General features: G+C 65.1%; 20 protein-coding genes. 4 read left to right on the forward strand and 16 right to left on the reverse strand.

Going from position 1 to position 20,391, the window contains the following annotated elements:
- Positions 1 to 66: 66 nt before the first annotated feature.
- The 3 genes from EOD29_RS16740 to EOD29_RS16750 form a co-directional block, all read right to left on the reverse strand.
- Complete coding sequence (locus EOD29_RS16740; RefSeq protein WP_067319515.1) at positions 67 to 1,068, reverse strand: 4-hydroxyproline epimerase; 1,002 nt, start codon at positions 1,066 to 1,068, stop codon at positions 67 to 69.
- Between the two features lie 36 nt (positions 1,069 to 1,104).
- A complete protein-coding gene (locus EOD29_RS16745) occupies positions 1,105 to 2,421 on the reverse strand; it encodes an FAD-dependent oxidoreductase (protein WP_127247233.1) in 1,317 nt (438 codons plus the stop codon).
- Positions 2,422 to 2,483: 62 nt separating this feature from the next.
- Complete coding sequence (locus tag EOD29_RS16750) at positions 2,484 to 3,377, reverse strand: dihydrodipicolinate synthase family protein (RefSeq protein ID WP_067319518.1); 894 nt, start codon at positions 3,375 to 3,377, stop codon at positions 2,484 to 2,486.
- Positions 3,378 to 3,492: 115 nt separating this feature from the next.
- On the opposite strand from EOD29_RS16750, the gene EOD29_RS16755 reads away from it, so the two are divergent.
- Positions 3,493 to 4,152: a GntR family transcriptional regulator gene (locus tag EOD29_RS16755; RefSeq protein WP_127216854.1), complete on the forward strand. Its 660-nt coding sequence runs from the start codon at positions 3,493 to 3,495 to the stop codon at positions 4,150 to 4,152.
- Between the two features lie 42 nt (positions 4,153 to 4,194).
- Here EOD29_RS16755 and EOD29_RS16760 read toward each other — a convergent pair whose 3' ends face one another.
- The 3 genes from EOD29_RS16760 to EOD29_RS16770 all read right to left on the reverse strand — a co-directional run bounded on the left by EOD29_RS16760 (position 4,195) and on the right by EOD29_RS16770 (position 6,975).
- Entirely contained in the window at positions 4,195 to 4,512 is a 318-nt protein-coding gene (locus EOD29_RS16760; RefSeq protein ID WP_067319522.1) for a hypothetical protein, read from the reverse strand.
- A gap of 241 nt (positions 4,513 to 4,753) precedes the next feature.
- On the reverse strand, positions 4,754 to 5,053 hold the full coding sequence (locus EOD29_RS16765; RefSeq protein ID WP_127247234.1) for a hypothetical protein: 300 nt from the start codon (positions 5,051 to 5,053) through the stop codon (positions 4,754 to 4,756).
- Positions 5,054 to 5,478: 425 nt separating this feature from the next.
- Positions 5,479 to 6,975 carry a CoA-acylating methylmalonate-semialdehyde dehydrogenase gene (locus EOD29_RS16770; protein ID WP_127247235.1) on the reverse strand — a complete coding sequence of 499 codons (1,497 nt, stop codon included), beginning with the start codon at positions 6,973 to 6,975 and terminating at the stop codon, positions 5,479 to 5,481.
- 374 nt (positions 6,976 to 7,349) lie between these two features.
- Between EOD29_RS16770 and EOD29_RS16780 the strand changes: the two genes are divergently transcribed.
- Positions 7,350 to 8,231, forward strand: a complete 882-nt coding sequence (locus tag EOD29_RS16780; RefSeq protein WP_127247236.1) for a LysR family transcriptional regulator — start codon at positions 7,350 to 7,352, stop codon at positions 8,229 to 8,231.
- A gap of 37 nt (positions 8,232 to 8,268) precedes the next feature.
- Here EOD29_RS16780 and EOD29_RS36520 read toward each other — a convergent pair whose 3' ends face one another.
- Complete coding sequence (locus EOD29_RS36520; protein ID WP_127247237.1) at positions 8,269 to 8,466, reverse strand: hypothetical protein; 198 nt, start codon at positions 8,464 to 8,466, stop codon at positions 8,269 to 8,271.
- A 178-nt stretch (positions 8,467 to 8,644) separates the two neighbouring features.
- Between EOD29_RS36520 and EOD29_RS16790 the strand changes: the two genes are divergently transcribed.
- Together EOD29_RS16790 and EOD29_RS16795 are read left to right on the forward strand one after the other, a co-directional pair.
- Positions 8,645 to 9,085, forward strand: a complete 441-nt coding sequence (locus tag EOD29_RS16790; protein WP_095782605.1) for a hypothetical protein — start codon at positions 8,645 to 8,647, stop codon at positions 9,083 to 9,085.
- Positions 9,086 to 9,153: 68 nt separating this feature from the next.
- A complete protein-coding gene (locus EOD29_RS16795) occupies positions 9,154 to 11,244 on the forward strand; it encodes a phosphatidylserine/phosphatidylglycerophosphate/cardiolipin synthase family protein (protein ID WP_127247269.1) in 2,091 nt (696 codons plus the stop codon).
- A 1-nt stretch (position 11,245) separates the two neighbouring features.
- Here the strand turns inward: EOD29_RS16795 and EOD29_RS16800 are convergent, their stop codons facing one another.
- From EOD29_RS16800 to rlmH, 9 genes are all read right to left on the reverse strand, one after another.
- Positions 11,246 to 12,505 (reverse strand): D-amino acid dehydrogenase, encoded by a 1,260-nt coding sequence (locus EOD29_RS16800; RefSeq protein WP_127247238.1) that lies wholly within the window; start codon positions 12,503 to 12,505, stop codon positions 11,246 to 11,248.
- Between the two features lie 20 nt (positions 12,506 to 12,525).
- Positions 12,526 to 13,056 (reverse strand): nucleoside-diphosphate kinase, encoded by a 531-nt coding sequence (locus tag EOD29_RS16805; RefSeq protein ID WP_127247239.1) that lies wholly within the window; start codon positions 13,054 to 13,056, stop codon positions 12,526 to 12,528.
- Positions 13,053 to 13,472 carry a nucleoside diphosphate kinase regulator gene (gene rnk / locus EOD29_RS16810; protein ID WP_127247240.1) on the reverse strand — a complete coding sequence of 140 codons (420 nt, stop codon included), beginning with the start codon at positions 13,470 to 13,472 and terminating at the stop codon, positions 13,053 to 13,055. The genes EOD29_RS16805 and rnk overlap by 4 nt, the downstream gene beginning before the upstream one ends.
- Before the next feature lie 271 nt (positions 13,473 to 13,743).
- A complete protein-coding gene (gene alr / locus EOD29_RS16815; RefSeq protein WP_127247270.1) occupies positions 13,744 to 14,835 on the reverse strand; it encodes an alanine racemase in 1,092 nt (363 codons plus the stop codon).
- A 251-nt stretch (positions 14,836 to 15,086) separates the two neighbouring features.
- On the reverse strand, positions 15,087 to 15,602 hold the full coding sequence (locus EOD29_RS16820; RefSeq protein ID WP_067319545.1) for an RNA pyrophosphohydrolase: 516 nt from the start codon (positions 15,600 to 15,602) through the stop codon (positions 15,087 to 15,089).
- A 51-nt stretch (positions 15,603 to 15,653) separates the two neighbouring features.
- A complete protein-coding gene (locus EOD29_RS16825; protein WP_127247241.1) occupies positions 15,654 to 16,853 on the reverse strand; it encodes a divergent polysaccharide deacetylase family protein in 1,200 nt (399 codons plus the stop codon).
- 211 nt (positions 16,854 to 17,064) lie between these two features.
- Complete coding sequence (locus EOD29_RS16830; RefSeq protein ID WP_067001610.1) at positions 17,065 to 18,396, reverse strand: S41 family peptidase; 1,332 nt, start codon at positions 18,394 to 18,396, stop codon at positions 17,065 to 17,067.
- Position 18,397: 1 nt separating this feature from the next.
- A complete protein-coding gene (locus EOD29_RS16835) occupies positions 18,398 to 19,732 on the reverse strand; it encodes a murein hydrolase activator EnvC (RefSeq protein WP_127247242.1) in 1,335 nt (444 codons plus the stop codon).
- Between the two features lie 147 nt (positions 19,733 to 19,879).
- Entirely contained in the window at positions 19,880 to 20,362 is a 483-nt protein-coding gene (gene rlmH / locus EOD29_RS16840) for a 23S rRNA (pseudouridine(1915)-N(3))-methyltransferase RlmH (RefSeq protein ID WP_067001603.1), read from the reverse strand.
- Between the last annotated feature and the right edge of the window lie 29 nt (positions 20,363 to 20,391).

Below are 20,391 nucleotides of genomic sequence, written 5' to 3' on the forward strand. Positions count from 1 at the left end.
GCCGATTGGTTGGGTAGTCAGGTTTCGACGAACGACGAGGCGGCCTGACGCGCCGAACGGGAGCGATCAGGTGACGATGAACCCGTGCGCGAACGGATCGCGGTCGTCGATGAAGATGGTGTTCAGTCCGGTCATGCGCGCCCAGCCGCCGATCGAGGGGATGATGGCTGGTTTGCCGGCAACGCTGACCTCCTTTTCGACCCTGCCCTTGAACAGCGAGCCGATGATCGACTCATGGACAAAACTGTCGCCGACCTCGAGCCTGCCCTTGGCGTGGAGCTGCGCCATGCGCGCCGAGGTGCCGGTGCCGCAAGGCGAGCGGTCGATCGCCTTGTCGCCATAGAACACGGCATTGCGGGCATCGGCCTCGGCATCTCTCGGCTTGCCGGTCCACAGCATGTGCGACAGCCGGTTGATGCCCGGGTTCTCCGGATGCACGAACGAGTATTTCTCGTTCAGGCGCTGGCGCACAAGCGGGCTCCAGGCGATGAGGTCGGCGGCCGAATGGTCGGCCATGTCGCGGTAGTTCTCCTGCGGCTCGACGATGGCATAGAAATTGCCGCCATAAGCGACGTCGACGCTGATCTCGCCAAGCACCGGGCACTCCACCGACAGCCCTTCGGCGTAAAGGAAGGACGGCACGTTGGTGATGCGCACCTCCTCGACATATTCGCCGACCTGTTTGTATTCGGCGACGACTAGGCCGGCCGGCGTGTCGAGCCTGAGCACGCCCGGCGTCTTCGGCCTCACCAGCCCATGCTCGATCGCCATCGTCACGGTGCCGATGGTGCCGTGGCCGCACATCGGCAGGCAGCCCGAGGTTTCGATGAAGAGGATCGCGATATCGCAGTCCTCGCGCGTCGGCGGATAGAGGATCGAGCCGGACATCACGTCATGACCGCGCGGCTCGAACATCAGCCCGGTCCGGATCCAGTCATATTCGGCGAGGAAATGCGCCCGCCGTTCCATCATCGTCGCGCCTTCTAGCAGTGGGCCGCCGCCGGCAACCAGCCTCACCGGATTGCCGCAGGTGTGGCCGTCGATGCAGAAGAAGGATGTCTTGGCCATGATGGCTCCCTGAAATATCAGAATTCTGGCGAATTGTCAGAACCGTTGCGGGCGGAAAGGAGTGAGATCGATCGGCGGCTCCTGCCCGAGAAGGAGATCTCGGATCGAGCGGCCGGTCGCTGCCGCCTGGGTCAGGCCGAGATGGCCGTGGCCGAAAGCGTAGACGATGTTCGGCGCCCGCGCCCTGCCGATGACCGGCAGCGAATCCGGCAGCGATGGCCGGAAGCCCATCCACTCGCGGCCGCCCGACGGATCGAGCCCGGGCAGGAAACGCTTGGCTTTTTCCAGCATCGCCTTCGAGCGCGCGAAATTCGGCGCTCGTTCGATGCCTCCGAGCTCGACGGCGCCGCCGACGCGCAAGCCGGTTTCCAGCGGCGTGATGACGAAGCCGTGCCCGGAAAAGATCAGCTGCCGCTTCACGTCGAAGGCCGACACCGGCAGCGTGGTGTTGTAACCGCGCTCGGTCTCCAGCGGGATGCGGTCGCCGATATCTTTGGCCAGCAGATGCGACCAGGCGCCGGCGGCGATCACGAGCTGCTTCGCTTTTCGGGCCGTGCCGTCCGCAAGCATAAGCGTGACGCCGTTTGTTCCGGTCCCGATACGCTCGACGCGCGCGTGCTCGAAACGCGCGCCGAGCCGCTCCGCATAGGCCCAGATCGCCTTGCCGAGCAGTTTCGGATCGGCGACTGTCTTCCACCCCGGCACGAAGGTGCCCTTGACGAAGCGCGGCGAAAGACCCGGCTGCAGCGCCGCCATCCCCTCACCCTCGACATGGCGGAAGCCTATGCCGAAACGCTCGCGCGCCCTCCAGCCGGACAGCGAGGCGCGGAACTCGGCCTCGCTTTCGTAGAGTTCGAGCGAGCCGTCCTCATGCAGCATCGGCCGCGTGCCAGAGCGGTCGAGCAAACCCATCCATTCGGCTTCGGCGAGCTTCATCATGCCGGCCTGCGCCGCAAGGCTCGCCTCGAAGTGCCTGGCGGCGCCCGCGCGCCAGAAGCGGAACAGCCAGGGAAGAAGTTTAGGCAGATAGGCCGGCGGGATGGCAAGAGGCCCCAGCGGATCGGCAAGCCATTTCGGCAACTGCCTGATAATCCCCTTATGCGCCAGCGGCAGCACGTCGGAGAAGGCGAAGGCGGCAGCGTTGCCGGAGCTCGTCTCCTCGCAAATGCCCGTCCTATCGAAAATGGTGACGCTGCGTCCCGCCTCCGCGAGCAAGGTGGCGGCGCAAATGCCGATGATGCCGCCGCCGATGATGGCGATATCTTCCCCTTCTCCCCGGTCACGGGGAGAAGGCGCCCGACGGGCGGATGAAGGGCGGCGCCCCTCTTCGGTCGGCTTGGCATTTCCTTGCACGCTGGCGCTGTCCCTCGTCTGTCTGCCGCCATCTGCTCCGCGTGAACGGGAGCAGAAGGCTATCAGAACGCCGGCAGTTCCGGCCGCGCGGCCAGCGCATCCCTGACGATCTTTTCCACCGCCTTCCGGCGCTCGCCCGACAGCGGCTGGCGCGGCATGCGAACGCGGTCATTGGTACCGATCGCCAGCACTTCGGCAAGCTTGATGTTTTGGACCAGGTAGGTCGAGACATCGAGGTCGAGCAGTGGCCTGAACCAGCGGTAAATCTTCAGCGCTTCTTCGCGGCGACCTTTTCTCATCAACTGGTAGATGGCGACGGTCTCACGCGGGAAGGCCGTGACAAGGCCCGCCACCCAGCCGATGGCGCCGACCGACAGCGCCTCGAACGCGAGGTTGTCGACGCCGGTGAAGAGGTCGTAGCGGTCGCCGAGGCGATTGATGATCTCGGTCGAGCGGCGGATGTCGTCCGACGATTCCTTGATTGCGACGAAGCGCTTGTCGGACGCCAGCTCCTCCATCAGGTCGACAGTGACGTCGACGCGATAGGCGAGCCGGTTAGAGTAGATCATGACAGGCAGGTCGCCGGCCTCCGCGACGGCGCGAAGTGCGGCGACCGTCTCTTCGGCATTGGTGTGGTAGATCGGGCTCGGCACCACCATCAGGCCGTTGGCGCCTTCCTTGGCTGCGCGGCGTGCGATGCTTGCCGCCTCGCGGGTGCCGGGTTCGTTGACGGTCAGAAGCACCGGCTTTGTCCCGGCGACCTTCTGCGCCGTCTTCAGCACTTCGATCTTCTCGTCATGCGACAGCATTGGCCCTTCGCCGAGCGAGCCGCAGACGATGATGCCGTCGCAGCCGGCCTCCATCTGCAAGGAGAAACAACGCTCCATTTCGGCATGATCGAGGCGGTCGTCGGGGGTGAATTTGGTCGTGACTGCAGGGAAAACTCCGGCCCACATGGCTATCTCTCCGTCTGATATATCAGCGGTATATTTATTAAGACGCGGGCTGTCAATGCTGAATCCGCTATGATATATGAAAAATATATCAGGAGCTGGCCCATTGATATCCGCATTGATATCCAACGACACGAGCGCAACCTTCGAGCCGGTTGCGACCAGGGCCTATCGTGTGCTGGAGCACATGATCGTCACTCTTGAACTGGCGCCTTCAAGCTTCGTCACCGAAGGTGCACTGATCGAGCGGCTCGGCTTCGGCCGTACCCCGGTGCGCGAAGCGATCCAAAGGCTGGCCTGGGAGGGCTTGCTCGACGTCAGACCACGCGCCGGCATCGCGGTCGCTCCGCTCCACCCCGGCGACTGGCTGCGCGTTATCGATGCTAGGCGCGGCATCGAGGTGGTGCTTGCCCGCTCGGCCGCCCGCTTCGTCACCCGCGAGGCGGCCGACCTGTTTCACGAAGCAGCCCTTGCCATGCAGAAGGCAGTGATCTCCGGCAACGTGCTTTCCTTCATTCAGGCCGACAAGCAACTTGACGAGGCGCTGGCGATCGCCGCCGACAATCCATTCGCGGCGCGCGTGGCGGCGCCCTTGCAGACGCACAGCCGGCGCTTCTGGTTCCGCTACAAGGCGGATACCGGGCTCGCCGAATCGGCCGAGCACCACGTCGCGCTGATCCGCTCGATCCTCGACGGCGACGAGGAAGCCGCCGCCAAGGACGCCAAGAAATTGATGGCGCTGCTGCGCCACCACGCCGAGGCGGCCGCGACGCGCTGACCGGAGCGGTTCCGGCTTAACTGAACTGTCCGGTTACGCAGTTCACCCGCCTGGGTGCCGGACCGCGGTGGCCAGCGTGTGCTCCCATCCCTCGCCGGCCGCCAGGATGCAACTCTGGCCCTTAACGTCGGTCATCAGGATGGTCCAGGTTCCGCTCGCCGACACAAACACCTCGAAGATGGCGACGTCTCCACCCAGGCCATAGCCCAGCCGCTTCTCTTCGAACGTCTCTGCCAGCCCCGCGACCAGATCGTCATGGCCCCCGCAGAGGACTTGCGCCTGCACCGGGACTGCCGGCAAAGCCATGACGGCGCCGGCGACTGCCGCCTTCACCACTCGGAACGAAAATCTGCGTGCCATGGGCACCTCCTTCGCCGTGGCATTCCGGCAAAAGAGGCACATTCGGCCGCCTCAGTGTGCCGGAACGCTCCAGGCCGGACTCGACGTCGCCATCACGTCACTCCTTCTGGTTTCCGGTCTGTCGCAGGGAGATTTATCACTCCCTGCATTCGATATGGTGAAGCTGCGCCCGGTAGACAAGCGGGCGTTGATGCGGGCGCCGGCGCGGCTTTCACTGAACGAGCCGTGGCGCCAGTGAGTGTTAGGCTCCCGGCACGGCTGCCGTGATCGTCGGGCTGTCCCAGCCTTCGCCAACGGACAGGATGCAGCTCTGCCCCTTGGTATCGGAGGCAAGAACGGTCCAACTGCCTTGGTCGGAGACAAAGATCTCGAGCACGACGTTCGGATTGATCAGCCCGCGCCCTACCTCGCTTTCGTGGAACTTGTCGCCGAGCGCCTTGATGATGTCGGCGCGTGGTGCGCATTGTGCTGCCGCATTGGCCTGGCCGACCGACAGCGCTGCCGCCGCAAGGCACATCGTCGCCATAAGAAATCGTGTCATCCGACACCTCCTCGCGCCAGACGAGAACCCCGGCTGCCACCGGCGCTGTTTGATTGGCCTGCACGCATGGCAGGAATACAGCCTAAGGCGAATGGCGGCCTGTTGGTTCCATCACACGGCGATGGAATCATTAGGAGGTGCGGATGCAGCCTCGACGTGTCTCGTCGCAAATCATGCATCTGAAGTTGCAAGCGACGACCGGGCGAGACGACAAGCTACGCCAAATATCGATGAGGTGAAGGACAACCAGCCTCCTCTGCAAGGCCCCAAACAGAAAGCGCGGGTGCAAACCGCGCTTTCTCACGAGGCTCTCGAAAAACCGTCCGGTCAGTTCATCGTCGGGATGACCAACTCGGCGCCGTCCTTGATGCCTGCCGCGCCCGCAGCCGCAACGCGGCGAGGACGCGCGGCCGAAAACCGTCCGGTCAGTTCATCGTCGGGATGACGAACTCGGCGCCGTCCTTGATGCCGGACGGCCAGCGCGAGGTGACCGTCTTGGTCTTGGTGTAGAAGCGGAACGCGTCCGGGCCGTGCTGGTTGAGGTCGCCGAAGGAAGACGCCTTCCAGCCGCCGAAGGTGTAGTAGGCGATCGGCACCGGGATCGGCACGTTGACGCCGACCATGCCGACCTGGACCCGGGAAGCAAAGTCACGCGCGGCGTCGCCGTCGCGGGTGAAGATGGCGACGCCGTTGCCCATCTCGTGGTCGTTGGCGAGGTTGATGGCGTTCTCATAGGTCGGCGCGCGCACCACCGAAAGCACCGGCCCGAAGATCTCTTCCTTGTAGATGCGCATCTCCGGCGTCACGTTGTCGAACAGGCAGCCGCCCATGTAGTAGCCGTTCTCGTAGCCCTGCATCTTGAAGCCGCGGCCATCGACAACCAGCTTGGCGCCTTCCTTGACACCGATATCGACATAGCCCTTGACGCGTTCCAGGGCTTGGCGTGTCACCAGCGGGCCGAAATCGGCCGAGGAGTCGGTCGACGGACCGACCTTCAGGCTTTCGACGCGCGGTACCAGCTTTTCCATCAGCCGGTTCGCGGTGTCGTTGCCGACCGGCACGGCCACCGAGATCGCCATGCAGCGCTCGCCGGCCGAGCCGTAGCCGGCGCCGACCAGCGCGTCGACCGTCTGGTCCATGTCGGCGTCGGGCATGATGATCATGTGGTTCTTGGCGCCGCCGAAGCACTGCACGCGTTTTCCCGCCGCGCAGCCGCGCGCATAGATGTACTGCGCAATCGGCGTTGACCCGACGAAGCCGACGGCTTTGATGTCTGGATCGTCGAGGATGGCGTCGACCACTTCCTTGTCGCCGTTGACCACGTTCAGCACGCCTTCCGGCAGGCCGGCCTCGATGAACAGCTCGGCGATGCGGATCGGCACGCCCGGGTCGCGCTCCGAAGGCTTCAGGATGAAGGCGTTGCCGCAGGCGATCGCCGGCGCGATCTTCCACAGCGGGATCATCGCCGGGAAGTTGAACGGCGTGATGCCGGCGACGACGCCGAGCGGCTGGCGCATCGAATAGGTGTCGATGCCCGGACCGGCGCCGTCGGTGAACTCGCCCTTCATCATATGCGGCGCGCCGATGCAGACCTCGACCACTTCGAGGCCACGCTGGATGTCGCCGCGCGCGTCGGCAATGGTCTTGCCATGCTCGCGCGCCAGGATGTCGGCCAGCTCGTCATAGTCGCGCTGGACCAGTTCGAGAAACTTCATCAGCACGCGCACGCGGCGCTGCGGGTTGGTGGCGCCCCACTTGATCTGCGCGGCCTTGGCGTTCTCGACCGCGGCGCGCAGCTCCTGCGCCGAGGCCAGCGCCACCGTAGCGCGCACCGAGCCGTCCATCGGCTGCATGATGTCCTGCTTGCGGCCGCTGGTGCCGGCGACACGCTTGCCGCCAATGAAATGACCGTACTCGATCATGGGTTCTCTCCCTGTTTTGGTGATGAGGCATTGTCCGCCTTTGCGTCCGCAATGGCAACGCGAGCTAGAACGCAACCGTTGTGCGCGAAATAGACAGCGGCAGTCGGACGTGCATTAATTGCCGCAAAAGGTGATGATGATCGGTCATTGAAAGGATCGAAGATTGAGTTCCTTCACACCCCCCTCTGTCCTGCCGGACATCTCCCCCGCATGGGGGGAGATTGGCAGTTTCATCGCCGGGGCTCTTCCTGCACCGTTGGCGATTGGCGAAAGCGAACGCGACATCCGATCTCCCGCCTTGCGGGGGAGATGTCCGGCAGGACAGAGGGGGGTGGGCGGGAACGCAGCGCTGGCGACTAACCTGGACCATCCCCATGAACTGGGATGATGTCCGCATCTTCCTCGCCGTGGCGCGCGCCGGCCAGATCCTCGGCGCGGCAAAACGTCTGGAGCTCAACCACGCCACCGTCTCGCGACGGCTCGCGGCGCTCGAGGAAGCGCTGCGGACGAAACTCTTCCGCCGCCTGACCACCGGCAGCGAGCTGACGCCGGCCGGCGAGCGCTTCCTCGACATCGCCGAGCGCATGGAGAGCGACATGATCGCCGCGCGCTCGACCATCGCCGGCGAGGGCGACGACGTCTCCGGCACGGTGCGCATCGGCGCTCCCGACGGTTTCGGTGTCGCCTTCCTCGCCAAGCGTTTGGGCGAGCTGACGGCGCTCCACCGCGAGCTCACCATCCAGCTGGTGCCGGTGCCGCGCTCCTTCTCCCTGTCGCGGCGCGAGGCCGACATCGCGATTGCCGTAGAGCGGCCGACCGAGGGCCGATTGGTGGCGGGGAAGCTCGTCGACTATACGCTCGGCCTGTTCGCCTCCCGCACCTATGCGGAAGCCAACGGCCTACCGAAGTCAGCAGCCGAGCTCGATCGGCACACGCTGATCGGCTATGTGCCCGACCTCATCGTCAGCCCTTCGCTCGACTATGCCGCGGAGTTCAGCCCGGGCTGGCGCACCAGCTTCGCCATCTCGTCAGCGCTTGGCCAGGCGGAGGCGGTGCGCTCGGGCGCCGGCATCGGCATCCTGCATACCTTCGTCGCCCGCTCGATGCCGGAGCTGGTGCCGGTAGACATCGTCGCGCCCATCCGCCGCGCGTACTGGCTGGTCTATCACGAATCAGTGAGGCCGCTGCGCCGGGTCCAGCTCGTCGCCAATTTCATCACCAGGGCGGTGGAGCGGGAAAAGGGGTTGTTCGTCTGATGCCGCCAAAAAAAGCCGACCCGCTTTGGAACCGCCTTCAAGGCGCATCGAGGACGAAAGAATTCACAACCTCGTCGGCCTCAGCGGCGAACGGCGCCCACATCCGGCCGGCTTCCTCGGCGCTGTTGCCCATGAGCCCGCAGGTGACTAAGCCGTAGTGGCGGTCGCGTATCGAAATCGCGATCCTGGCGTGGCCGTAGAAGCTGACATCGCCGTCGCCGAGGTGGAAATCCATGTCAGCCATCCGCACGGGATAGCCGTCCGGGAGTCGCGCCAGCCTGTCGTTGCTGAAACTGGCCGAACCGAAGGCGGAGCCGACCTGCCTTGCGCTTGCCACAAAATCGGCCAGTGTGGCACCAGTACTTCGCCATGCCATGGCAGGCGAGGGGGAATCTGGGAAAGCCGGCGCAGACATGCGAGCCATTCTTGCCATCCTGCCGCTGCTTTGCCTCTCCGGCTGCGCCAATCCGTGGGCCAGGGTTCCCGAAGCGGAACTGCCGAAGTCGATCCGCTATGCGATGGCCCGCCCCTCGCCTTTCGTCTTCGGCAATTATTGCGGTCCCGGAACCCGTACCGGCGATCTCTCGGCCACCCCGGTCGACCGGCTCGATGCCGCCTGCCGGATCCACGATGCCTGCTATATCGCCCGCCACAATCATTGCGATTGCGACGGCGCGCTGATCGCTTCGGCAAGGACGATCCGCGGCGACAAGACGGCGCCAAGGAAGATGCGCGGCGAGGCCGAGCTCTTGATAGCCACCTTCGCGCTTCCGGTCTGCAAGGTCTTTCCGCAGGGCTTCATGCCGCCGCGCGACCCCGCCCAGCTCAAGGTCATGAACGGGGCGACCGGGTGAGACCGGGAGCCGTCGTGACAAGGCTGCTGCTTGGCCTGGCGCTGACCGCGCTCGCCGGATGCGCCGGCATGCCGGGCCGTTCCGCCTGCGCCTTCTTTCCGGGAGACGAAGCCTGCGCGCGTCCGCCCATCTCGGCGGATCGAAGCGGCGCCGAGATCGCCAGCGCCGGTTACTTCGCGGACAATGGCAGTGCCGCCTATGAAAAGCGATTCGAGGCGTTGCTGGCCCAAAGCCGAATCGATGCGCTCGACCGCACCAATGGTACCGGCCGCTTCGGCCGTGACTGGCGCGACGTCCACAATGATCGTTTCCAGGCAACTTATCCGGCGCTGCAACGGCTGGCGAAGCCGCTCGACAGCACGGAGCAGCCGCTGGCACCAGGCAAACCGGGCGAAGGCCATTTCACCGGTCGCTGGCGCATGTCGCGCCAGACGCTCTATCTCGACGCTGCCGCCAGGCCGTCCGCACCCAAGAGCTTCAGCTTCTCCGGCCTGCAGGCGCGCTCGGTCGAGATCGTGCTCCGCCAGGTCGGCCGGCAAACGGTCGTGATCGGCGGCAGCTGCGACGGATCGCTGGCGATGCGCGTCTCGGGCCGGTCGCGCACAATTGCCAAAGGTGCCCCGTTCCATCTCAGCCTGCCGGCGGCCGAGACATCTGCCAGCCTGTTTCCAAGCGAAGCGCTCACCCGCTGCGACCTCACCGTCAGCTCCAGCCTCGCGCCGTCCGGCGCGAAGCTGACCATCCTGCGCGAGGAGGCCGCCGACCCTTGGATCACGGCACTCGACAGCCGCTATGATCGTTGTCCGGTGCCAGATCCGGCCGGGCTCGAAGCGCTCGACCGCGCCTTTTATGCCGGCCGCTGGCTGTCGCAGACCTGCGCGCTGCCGCTCGGGTCGCCGACCCTGCTGCGCAAATCGCGCGACGGCTTCAATTCCAAGGTCGAGGCGCTGCTCGGCAAAACGCTGCCCGACAGCGCCTTCGACAAGGCCGATCCCGAACTGCCGCTCGATTTCTCCAACGCGCCGAGACTCAAGCTGATCTATCTGTCGTCGCTGGAGTTCAAGGCGGACTTTTCCGGCCGCATCATGGAGCGGCTGATCCGCCACCACGCGGCGCTCGGCACCAAGGTACGCATCCTGGTCACCGACGTGCTGGAGCGCGACAAGGACGACGCCCTGCTGCATCGGCTGGCGGCGGAGTTTCCCAATGTCCAATTGCAGGAATATCGCTGGCAGGCCGATCACGGCGCGCCGATCGACGAGCAGCTCTCACAGCTGCACAAGACCCATCACATCAAGATGCTGGCGACCCTGGCCGAGGAACCCGGCCGCTCGCGCGTCATCATCGGCGGCCGCAACATCCATGACGGGTTCCTGTTTCATAAGCCGATCGACCTGTCGCGCTACCCTCAGCTGCAGCAATACGGCAAGACCGACGGCTTCTCGCTCAACTACTATTCCAACTGGAGCGACTTCGACATCGAGATCGCCGACCCGGCGACGGTCGAAACGCTGGCCGCGCATTTCTCGACCATCTGGCTGCGCGATGCCGACACCAATCTGTCACGGCCGTTTTCCATTCCGGTTCGTTCCGGTGGCCATCCGCAAGGCGTGGTGCGGCACTTCATTTCCGTGCCTTACGCGGACGGGCATGCACTGGAAAACTACTTCGTCGAACTGATCGACACCGCCGAGCATCGCATCGAGATCGTGAATCCCTATCTCAACCTCACGCCCAGTATCGCGAGAGCATTCGATCGGGCGCTGGCCCGCGGCGTCAAGATCGACGTCGTCGGGCGCATCGATCTCAAGGGCGACATAGGCGGCCGCTTCCTCACCGCGCTCAACAAGCTATTCGTGGAGAAATATGGCGACCGCATCAACATCCGCGAATTCAAGGCGCCCGACGTGGTGCTGCATTCCAAGATCATGATGATCGATCAGCGCCTGGTGACGATCTCCTCGGTCAACCTCAACAATCGCAGCTTCGTCCACGACTCGGAAAACGGCATGATGGTGCTCGATCCGGCCTTCTACCGCCGCATGAAGTCGGTCTATGACGACTATCTCGCCCATTCGCAGCCTGTCGCCACCAATGTCACGATCGGCTGGGCTTACCGGCTGCTGTTCAGCAATGGGTGGGTGAAACAGGCCTTTTAAATCAAGCCTTGATGTAGCGGTCCGGGCTGAGGTCGAGCGCGTTGATCTCCGGCACCCGGTTGGAAATGATATCGGCAAGCACTTTCGCCGAGCCGCAGGCCATGGTCCAGCCCAGCGTGCCGTGGCCGGTGTTGAGATAGAGGTTGGACAATTCGCTGCGCCCGACCAGCGGCGGCCCGTCCGGCGTCATCGGCCGCAAGCCGCACCAGAAACTCGCCGCCTTGAGATCGCCGCCGCCCGGAAACAGGTCGCCGACGGAGTGCTCGAGCGTGCGGCGGCGCGATTCATGCAGACGAAGGTCGAAGCCCGAAATCTCCGCGGTGCCGCCGACGCGGATGCGGTCGCCGAGCCTGGTGATCGCCACCTTGTAAGTCTCGTCCATGATGGTCGACACCGGCGCCGCCGCCGCGTCCGTTATCGGCACCGTGATGGAATAGCCTTTGACCGGATAGACGGGGATCGGCCGTTTCATCTTGCGCATGAAGGGAGCCGAATAGCTGCCAAGCGCCATCACATAAGCCTCCGCCGTTCGCCAGCCCTTGTCGGTGCCGACCTGGACGACGCGGTTTCGGTTCCTGACGACGCGCCGGATGCTCGTGCCGTATTCGAAGGCGACGCCGCGCGCCACGCAAAGCTCGGCCAGCTTGTCGGTGAACATCTTGCAGTCGCCGGTCTCGTCGCCGGGCAGCCTCAGCCCACCGACGAATTTTTCCCGCACACCGGCCAGCGCCGGCTCGGCCGCGATGCAGCCGTCCCGGTCGAGGAGCTCGTAGGGAACGCCATATTTTTTCAGCACCTCGACATCGCCGCCGGTGCCGTCGAGTTGCTTCTGCTTGCGGAAGAGCTGCAGCGTGCCCTTGGCTCGCTCGTCATAGCTGATGCCGATCGTAGCGCGTAGCGCCTTCAGCGTGTCGCGGCTGTACTCGGCCAAGGGGACCATGCGCGACTTGTTCAGCGCATAGCGCTCGGCCGTGCAGTTGCGCAGCATCTTCAAGAGCCATGTCCACATATGCGGATCGAAGGCCGGCCGCACCACCAGCGGTCCGTATTTCATCAACAGCCATTTGACGGCTTTCACGGGAATGCCGGGCCCGGCCCATGGCGAGGCATAGCCCGGCGACACTTCGCCGGCATTGGCGAAGCTGGTCTCCAGCGCCGGGCCCTGCTGCCGGTCGATCACCGCGACTTCATGGCCGGCCTCGGCAAGGAAATAGGCGGTGGTGATCCCGATCACACCGCCGCCCAGCACCAGGACTTTCATTCTATGCTCCCTCAAACCGATCATGCCGCCGAAGGGCCGGGATCGTCGTCTTCTGTCTGCCGGATTTTGCCGCCCCCGCCAAGGGGCCAACGATCGGCTGCGGCGCTGTACACCAGCCTGGGGCCACGGGGTCGCTGTCCGGCAGTCCGAGCCGCCTGATGCTCGGCCTCCGGCTGGTAGGCCACATCCTCGAGAAGGATGCGCTCGCGGCTGCCGTCGGGGCGCTCGGCCACTACCGACTGGCCCGCCCTCATGCCGAGCAGACAGAGGCCGCGCCAGGTGCCGAGCGGCAGGCCGAATCCGACAGGAGCGGAGGCGTCGCCCAGCATCAACGTCCTCGTCTCCGGGGCTCCGTCGTTGATCCGGAAGACTACCCGGCTGTTCAGCGTGGCGATGTCGGGCTCGACCATGCCGACTGGGATGATGTTGCTCTCGGCGAGCTTGCGTTCGAGCATCGGCACGATCGCGTCGGCAAAGGCGCGCCGGCGCATCAGCATCGCTTCGAGAACCGCGAGATCCTTCGTCGTGAGACGATATATGGTCCTGGTCATTGCGCTCTCCGCGACGCGGATTGCTCGACCGCGTGGATGGTCGCCGAAAGCACCCGGCCGTCGCGGCTTCGCCAGGAGACTGTGCGGCCGGCACGCGCGCCGATCAGCGCGGTTCCGAGCGGCGTCAGCACCGAGATGCGTTTTTCGGCGATGTCGGCCTCGGCGGGATAGACTAGCGTGACGCGCTGAATGCTTCCTTCCCCGTCGTGAAGCGTCACCGTCGTGCCCATCCGCACGACATCGGCTGGCATCGCCGCTTCGGCGGCGATCCGCGCGCGGTCCATCTCGGCGAGCAGGTCCTCGGCCATCTCGGGCGTCCGCTCGAGAAAGGCTCTGGCAAGGCCGCTGAGCCGGTCGTGGTCCGCGTCGCTGACGAGGATCGTGTTTCGGGAACGCGATTGGGTTGTGGCATTCATGGCAAACCTCCTGGATTTGCACGTCGACGAACCGACGCGCGCTGCAGCCCGCTCAAAGGCGGCGACGAAGAGCCGACAGCCGCGAAAGGCTGGCTGGCTCGATGACGATGTCAGGAATTCAAATGCCCCGGCTCGGCGGTCGCCAACACGACCGCGCCGGGGCTACGCTCCCGCGATGGGGCAAACCCTGAAAAAGGTTCTGCTATGGGCGAGGTTGCTCATGCCTCGACCCTTGCCGAGATGCATCGGCTTGTCAAGCAAGCCGCCCCTTTCACCCGCCGATGTAGCGGCGGTGAAAGCGCGCACCCAAGCTGGCCAGCACCTCGTAGCCGATGGTTCCGGCATGTGCGGCCGCGTCGTCGAGGCTTTGCGACGGCCCGATGAGCTCGACGAGGTCGCCCTCGCCCAGTTGATCGACCGGAAGCGCTGAAATGTCGAGGACAATGGAATCCATCGATACCCGCCCGACGAAAGGCAGCCGCACGCCCTCAAACCAGGCGGCCGACGCCGCGCGCCGGTGCCAGCCATCGGCATAGCCGAGCGAGATTGTCGCCAGCCTGAGCGGTCCGCGCGCATGATGGGTGTGGCCGTAGCCGACGCCGGCGCCGTCTTCGACGTTGCGCGTCTGAGCCACCTTCGCCTGCAGCCGGACCACCGGCATCATCGGGTTCGCCTCGCCCGGCGTCGGGTTGATGCCGTAGAGCGCCGCGCCCGGCCGCGCGAGGTCGTGGTGGTAGGCCGATCCGAGAAAGATGCCGGACGAATTGGCAAGCGAGGCCGGCGCCTTGGGCAGCATCCCGCGCAGCCGCTCAAACGCGAGCCGCTGCGCTTCGTTGGCAGGATTGCGCGGCTCGTCGGCGCAGGCGAGATGGCTCATCACCAGGCGGATGTCGATGCCGCCGAAAGCATCCGCCGCGAGCGCCTCGACGTCAGCCGGCGGCATGCCGAGCCGTGACATGCCGCTGTCGACCTGAACAGCGGCCGGCAGCTTTCGGCCGGCGGCAAGCGCCGCTTCACGCCACGCCCTCAACTGAGCGGTGCTGTTGATGACAGGATGAAGCCCAGTCGCGATCGCTTCCGGCTCGGAGCCCGGCGGCAGGCCGTTGAGCACAAAGATCTCATGTCCGGGTCCAAGCGCCTTGCGCAGCGCGATGCCCTCGCCGAGCAGCGCGACGAAGAATATCTCGCAGCCTTCCTTCATCAGCGCCGATGCCACGCGCGCTGCGCCGAGGCCATAGCCGTCGGCCTTGAGCACGCCGGCGCAGCGCACGCCCGCCAGCCGCGCCTTCAGCCGCCGGTAGTTCTCGCGGATGGCGCCAAGATCGATGGTCAGGATCGCGCCGGCTGAAGTTTCGCCGGGCATAAAGCCGCTGGTGGCGGTCGTTTGCGGCAAAGACGTTTTGGTGCCGGTCATCGGGGCAATTGCGTCGGACAAAGTCGGGTCACACTTGTTGCGGAGCTGCGTGCTTCTCGACGCCGGCGAAGTGCGCTTGTCGCGCGTCGTTCATGTTTGCCTCTTTGCCTGCGGCGCATCTGCATCAACAAAGCATGATCTCGACTACGGTGCCAACCTCTTCGCTAACCGTACTTAGTTGGAAGCGCGCCTGCCAACGCCTAGCGAGCAAGATGCTGGAACGCGGCCACCACCTGCTCGTAGACCTTGCGCTTGAACGGCACGATCAGGTCGGGCAGCTCCCGCATCGGCCGCCATGCCCATTGGTCGAATTCGGCCTTGTGGCCGCCCGGCGGCGGATTGATCTCAATCTCGCTCTCGTCGCCCTCGAAGCGGTAGGCGAACCATTTCTGCGTTTGGCCGCGATAGCGGCCCTTGAAGGCGACGCCGACCAGATGCGGCGGCAGGTCGTAATTGATCCAGTGCGGCGCTTCGGCAAGCAGCGACACGCTGCGCATACCGGTCTCCTCGTAAAGCTCCCGCTCCGCCGCCGGGAGCGGCTCCTCGCCCTCGTCGATGCCGCCCTGCGGCATCTGCCAGAGTTTCGTGGTGCCGGAGAATTCGCTGTCCGGCTCGGCGATGCGATGCCCGACCCAGACCAGCCCGGCCGGGTTGAGGATCATCAGCCCGACGCAGGGGCGATAGGGCAGCGTTTCAGGATCGATCTTTTTGGCCATCGTTGAGATTTCCAGCCGTTTTGGAGATGCATTCAGGCGAAAGGGTCGGCGTCAGCCTTTTTGCGGATCGATCGCCACCGCCGAAATCGGCACGATCTCGATGCCGCGCTTCTTCGCTTCTGCCACCCAGGACGCAACCGTGTCGACGGTGATATCGAAGGCCGAGCCGATGCCGACGGCGCTGCCCTTGGCGCGTGCCGTCGCCTCGAGGCTGTCCAGCTTCTTGAGGATTTCGCCGCGGTCCTGCACCGCATCGATCGCCATGTCGCCGGCGACGAAAGGAACGCCATCCTTCAGCGCGAGGTTGGGCGCCAGGCTTCGCGCGGAGGAGCCGTCGTCGACATAGGCAAGGCCGCGCTTGCCGAGCTCGGCCATGAACGGTCCCATCGCGTTTGCATCAGCCGAGAAACGCGCGCCCATATAGTTCATGACGCCGGTATAGTTGGTCGTCCTCGACAGCGCCCAGCGCAGGCTCTTCAGGTTCTCGTCCGGACTCGCAGCGACCGTCAGCGTGTTGCGTCCCGGATTGACGCTGGGATAATCGAACGGCTCGAGCGGTATCTGCATGACGATCTCATGTCCGCTCTGGCGCGCCGCCTTCATCCAGCGGTCGATGCTGTTGCCCTGCGGCGCGAAAGCCAGCGTCACCTCGGCCGGCAATTTGGCGATCGCCGCCTGCGTGCCGGTCTGGGAGACGGCGAGCCCGCCGATGACGATCGCCACGCGCGCGCCGCGCGCGCCGGACCAGGGCCGCGCATAGACGTCGAACGGTCGCCGGCCATCGGCGGAGCGCACCGGCAGCGGGCCGCTGTCGCTCGCCTCGATCAGCGCCCTGTCGGGAATATGCGCGACCTTGAGATTCTGGCTGAGTGTGGAAGGATCGCGGATGACGATACCGGCCTTCGGCGGACCATCGCCCTCTTCAGACTGGAGATGGATGATTTGCGGGCCATCGCTCTTCATCGGCGTGCTCGCATTGGGCTTCGCCGCCGCCACCTCGGCCGGTGCCGGCGTCGGCGCCGGTGCCGGCGCGGGAGCCGGCGCCACGATTACCTTCGGCGTCGAAACGGCCGTCTCTTGCGGTTTGCGGAAAGGTTTTTCACGCAACGCGATCGCACCGGAAATGCCGACCACGGCGAAGATAGCGACCGCAGCGCCAAGCGTTGCGGCGCCGAAGGTGCGCGAGGCAGGGCGCTCTGGCCGGAGCGTCTGTCCGAGCGGGCGTTCGATGTCCTTGCCGATGTCAGCCAAGCCGCATCCTCAGGCCCGTGACGCGGCTGATCTGATCAGCGCAGCTGATCGAATCGTCAGCGCTCACGCGCAAATTCAAAACCTTAGGCGACGCAGCGCCCGTTGCCGAACCAACCTGTCCCCGAATCAAACTGCCGGAACCTCGCGGTCCCGGCAGCATTGCATCGCTTCGGTCGGCCGGCCAGAGCGATTTGGCCCGGCCCCCCCGTCTTTACTGGTTCAGCACAGCCTTGTCCGGGTTCGGCGGGAAGGCCGGATCGGTCTTTTGGCCGCGCAGCAGCTGTTCGGCATAGATCAGCTGCAGGTCGTCCTTCGGCTCCGGCGGCACATAGGCGGCCGAGCCCGAGCCGGTCGAGCTCTCGTCGGCCCCCTTGATGTGGCCCTTGAGGTCCGATTCGCCGCGGGTCAGGTCCCTGCCCTGCAGGTCCGGCGGCAGCGGCTGCTCGACCTTGATGTCGGGCGTGATGCCCTTGCCCTGGATCGACTTGCCCGACGGCGTGTAATAGAGCGCGGTGGTGAGCCTGAGCGCGCCATTCTCGCCGAGCGGGATGATGGTCTGCACCGAACCCTTGCCGAACGACTGCGTGCCGACGACGGTGGCGCGGCGCAGATCCTGCAGCGCGCCGGCGACGATCTCGGACGCGCTTGCCGAGCCGCCATTGACCAGCACGATCAGCGGCTTGCCGCCGATGTCGTCGTTCTGCTTCGGCTTGGCGTCGAAGCGGGTAACGTCCTTCGGATCGCGGCCGCGGGTCGAGACGATCTCGCCGCGCTTCAGGAAGGCGTCCGACACGCTCACCGCCTGGTCGAGCAGGCCGCCCGGATTGAGGCGCAGGTCGAGTACATAGCCCTTCAGCTTGTCGTTGGGCACCTGCTTCTTGATGTTCTCGATGGCGTTCTCGAGATCGTCATAGGTCTTCTCGGTGAAGGAGGTGATCTTCATGTAGCCGATGTCGTTCTCAACCCGGTATTTCACCGCCTTGACCTTGATGATGTCGCGCACGACCGTCAACTCGATCGGCTTGTCGGCGCCCTGGCGCAGGATGGTGAGCTTGATCGGCGTGTTGACCGGGCCGCGCATCTTCTCGACCGCGTCATTGAGGGTGAGGCCGCGCACCTCCTCGCCGTCGATCTTGGCGATATAGTCGCCGGCAAGCACGCCCGCCTTTGCGGCCGGCGTGTCGTCGATCGGCGTGATCACCTTGACCAGGTCGTTCTCCATCGTGACCTCGATGCCGAGGCCGCCGAACTCGCCCTTGGTCTGCACACGCATATCCTGCGCCTGCTCGGCATTCATGTAGGACGAGTGCGGGTCGAGCGAAGCCAGCATGCCGTTGATGGCGTTCTCGACCAGCGACTTGTCGTCCGGGGGCGTCACATATTGCGCGCGCACGCGCTCGAAGATGTCGCCGAAGATCGCCAGCTGCTTGTAGGTCTCGGAACCCGCAGCATTCGCCGCCGAGCCAGGTGCGCCGTAGACCAGGCTCATTGCCGATGCGCCCATCAGCGCGCCGGCAAACAGAAGCGACAATTTCCGCATCATTTCACGTCCTTCCAGAAAATCGGTCCGCCCACCAGGGGTTCGGATCGACGGGTTTTCCATCCTTGCGGAACTCAACATAGAGCTCCGGCGTCGCATTTCCATTCTGCGAGGCCGAGGTGCTAGCCACCCGGGCCTCTCCCATCGCGCCGATCGGCTCTCCTGCGAGCACCGACTGTCCGGTCGCGACGCTGATTCTGCTCATCCCCGCCAGGACGACATGATACCCATCGCCCGCATTGAGGATCAAGAGTTGACCATAGGAGCGAAACGGCCCCGCATAAAGAACGTTTCCATCCGCCGGCGCGGTGACGATGGCCCCCGATTGTGTCGCAACCATGTCTCCCTGCATCATTGCGCCATTGCCGTCGTCGGTGCCGAAGCGCCGTTTGATCTTGCCGATGACCGGCAGCGCGATCTGGCCCTGGAGCGCCGCGAACGGGGCGGAAGCGGTTAAACGATTGCCCTCCGGCACCGGCGGCGCGGCGGGTTCCGCCGTCGATGCGGTCGTGTCGGCGTCCGCCGATTTCCGATCGGCCGCCTTGGCCTGGTCGGCCGCCTTGCGCGCCTTGTCGGCCTCGAGCGAGGCGATGAGGTCCTTGAGGCTGCTGGCCTTGTCCGCCAGCTGCTGCGAGCGCTGCCGCTCTGCTGCCAGGGCCGCTTCGGTATCGGCCTGCAGCTTCTGCTTGGCCTCGAGCAGCATGGTCAGTCGTTTCTTTTCCGCCGTCTGCTCGGTGACTGCAGCGGTAAGCCGCGCGCGTTCGGCCTCGATCGAGGCCGTCACCCGGGTCTGTTCCTTGAGATCGGCGAGCAGCCTGTCGGTCTGCTGGCGCAATTCCGGCACCACGGCGCCGAGCAGGATGGCACTGCGCACCGACGACAACGCGTCCTCCGGCTTGACCAGGATCGCCGGTGGCGGATTGAGCCCCATGCGTTGCAGCGCGCCGAGCACCTCGGCAAGTACGTCGCGCCGCGCCGCCAGCGAAGCGTGCAGCTTCTCTTGCTCGGCTTTCAGTCCTTCCAGTTTGGCGCCGATGTCCTCGATGTCCTGGCCGAGCTTCTGCTCGGTCATCGCCGACTGGATCAGCGCCGCACTGATCGAGGCATGGTCCTTCTTGACCGTCGCGACGTCGGCGGCAAGCTTGGCCAGCCGCTCGGAGGACAACGAGATTTCCTTGGAGACCTGCTCGTATTCGACCCGGCTCTTGTTGGGGTCCGGCAGGACATCGAGCGAATTTTCCGCGGCCATGGCCGGCCCGAGCGCGATCAGCGCGGCGACAAGTGTCAAGCCGCAGCGGCTGCGCCAGGCGCGCGTTCTCGAATTCCAGCCTTCAGACATCAGGCCTCGACTCTATCCGCCGCTTCGTTAACGAACCATCAACCATGTTGGAGCACCCGCAACAACCGTGATGTCAGTTCATTGAGGCGGAAATCGGTGCAAGCGGACGTGATCCCCAGCTTTCGGGGTCACAGCGCGAACGATGACTCACGAGCGGTGATAGGGATGCCCGGCAAGGATGGTGGCGATGCGATAGAGCTGTTCGCCGAGCATGACGCGCACCAGCTGATGCGGCCAGGTCAGCGCTCCGAACGACAACACCAGATCGGCCTCTTCGCGCAAGGATTTGTGATGGCCGTCCGCGCCGCCGATCGCGATGACCAGCGCCTTGCGACCGCTGTCGCGCAACTGGCCGATGCGGGCCGCCAGGTCCTCCGAGGACAGCGCCTTGCCGCGTTCGTCGAGCAGGAACAGCACGTTGCCTTGCTGCAGCTGACCCTGCAGCTTCTGGCCCTCCTCGCGGCGACGTTCGTCGGCGCTCTGGCCGCGGCTCTCGGATGTCTCGACAATGCCGGCAAATTCCAGCCCGACCGCGGGCCCGCTCTTGGCGAAGCGCTCGAAATAGCGGTCGGCGAGCTCTCTCTCGGGGCCGGTCTTCATCCGGCCCACGGCATGAACGGTGATCTTCATCCTCGCCTCGGCGAGCTCTCGATCGGCGC

This window comes from Mesorhizobium sp. M1A.T.Ca.IN.004.03.1.1 (assembly GCF_003997555.1).
In the GTDB taxonomy this organism is placed as follows: domain Bacteria; phylum Pseudomonadota; class Alphaproteobacteria; order Rhizobiales; family Rhizobiaceae; genus Mesorhizobium.

Bases quoted from the DNA above. Each gene is read 5' to 3' on its own strand.
- EOD29_RS16740 (WP_067319515.1), bottom strand. From the start codon at position 1,068: ATGGCCAAGACATCCTTCTTCTGCATCGACGGCCACACCTGCGGCAAT.
- EOD29_RS16750 (WP_067319518.1), bottom strand. From the start codon at position 3,377: ATGTGGGCCGGAGTTTTCCCTGCAGTCACGACCAAATTCACCCCCGAC.
- EOD29_RS16760 (WP_067319522.1), bottom strand. From the start codon at position 4,512: ATGGCACGCAGATTTTCGTTCCGAGTGGTGAAGGCGGCAGTCGCCGGC.
- EOD29_RS16765 (WP_127247234.1), bottom strand. From the start codon at position 5,053: ATGACACGATTTCTTATGGCGACGATGTGCCTTGCGGCGGCAGCGCTG.
- EOD29_RS16770 (WP_127247235.1), bottom strand. From the start codon at position 6,975: ATGATCGAGTACGGTCATTTCATTGGCGGCAAGCGTGTCGCCGGCACC.
- EOD29_RS16780 (WP_127247236.1), top strand. From the start codon at position 7,350: ATGAACTGGGATGATGTCCGCATCTTCCTCGCCGTGGCGCGCGCCGGC.
- EOD29_RS36520 (WP_127247237.1), bottom strand. From the start codon at position 8,466: ATGGATTTCCACCTCGGCGACGGCGATGTCAGCTTCTACGGCCACGCC.
- EOD29_RS16790 (WP_095782605.1), top strand. From the start codon at position 8,645: ATGCGAGCCATTCTTGCCATCCTGCCGCTGCTTTGCCTCTCCGGCTGC.
- EOD29_RS16795 (WP_127247269.1), top strand. From the start codon at position 9,154: ATGCCGGGCCGTTCCGCCTGCGCCTTCTTTCCGGGAGACGAAGCCTGC.
- EOD29_RS16800 (WP_127247238.1), bottom strand. From the start codon at position 12,505: ATGAAAGTCCTGGTGCTGGGCGGCGGTGTGATCGGGATCACCACCGCC.
- EOD29_RS16805 (WP_127247239.1), bottom strand. From the start codon at position 13,056: ATGACCAGGACCATATATCGTCTCACGACGAAGGATCTCGCGGTTCTC.
- rnk (WP_127247240.1), bottom strand. From the start codon at position 13,472: ATGAATGCCACAACCCAATCGCGTTCCCGAAACACGATCCTCGTCAGC.
- alr (WP_127247270.1), bottom strand. From the start codon at position 14,835: ATGCCCGGCGAAACTTCAGCCGGCGCGATCCTGACCATCGATCTTGGC.
- EOD29_RS16820 (WP_067319545.1), bottom strand. From the start codon at position 15,602: ATGGCCAAAAAGATCGATCCTGAAACGCTGCCCTATCGCCCCTGCGTC.
- EOD29_RS16830 (WP_067001610.1), bottom strand. From the start codon at position 18,396: ATGATGCGGAAATTGTCGCTTCTGTTTGCCGGCGCGCTGATGGGCGCA.
- EOD29_RS16835 (WP_127247242.1), bottom strand. From the start codon at position 19,732: ATGTCTGAAGGCTGGAATTCGAGAACGCGCGCCTGGCGCAGCCGCTGC.
- rlmH (WP_067001603.1), bottom strand. From the start codon at position 20,362: ATGAAGATCACCGTTCATGCCGTGGGCCGGATGAAGACCGGCCCCGAG.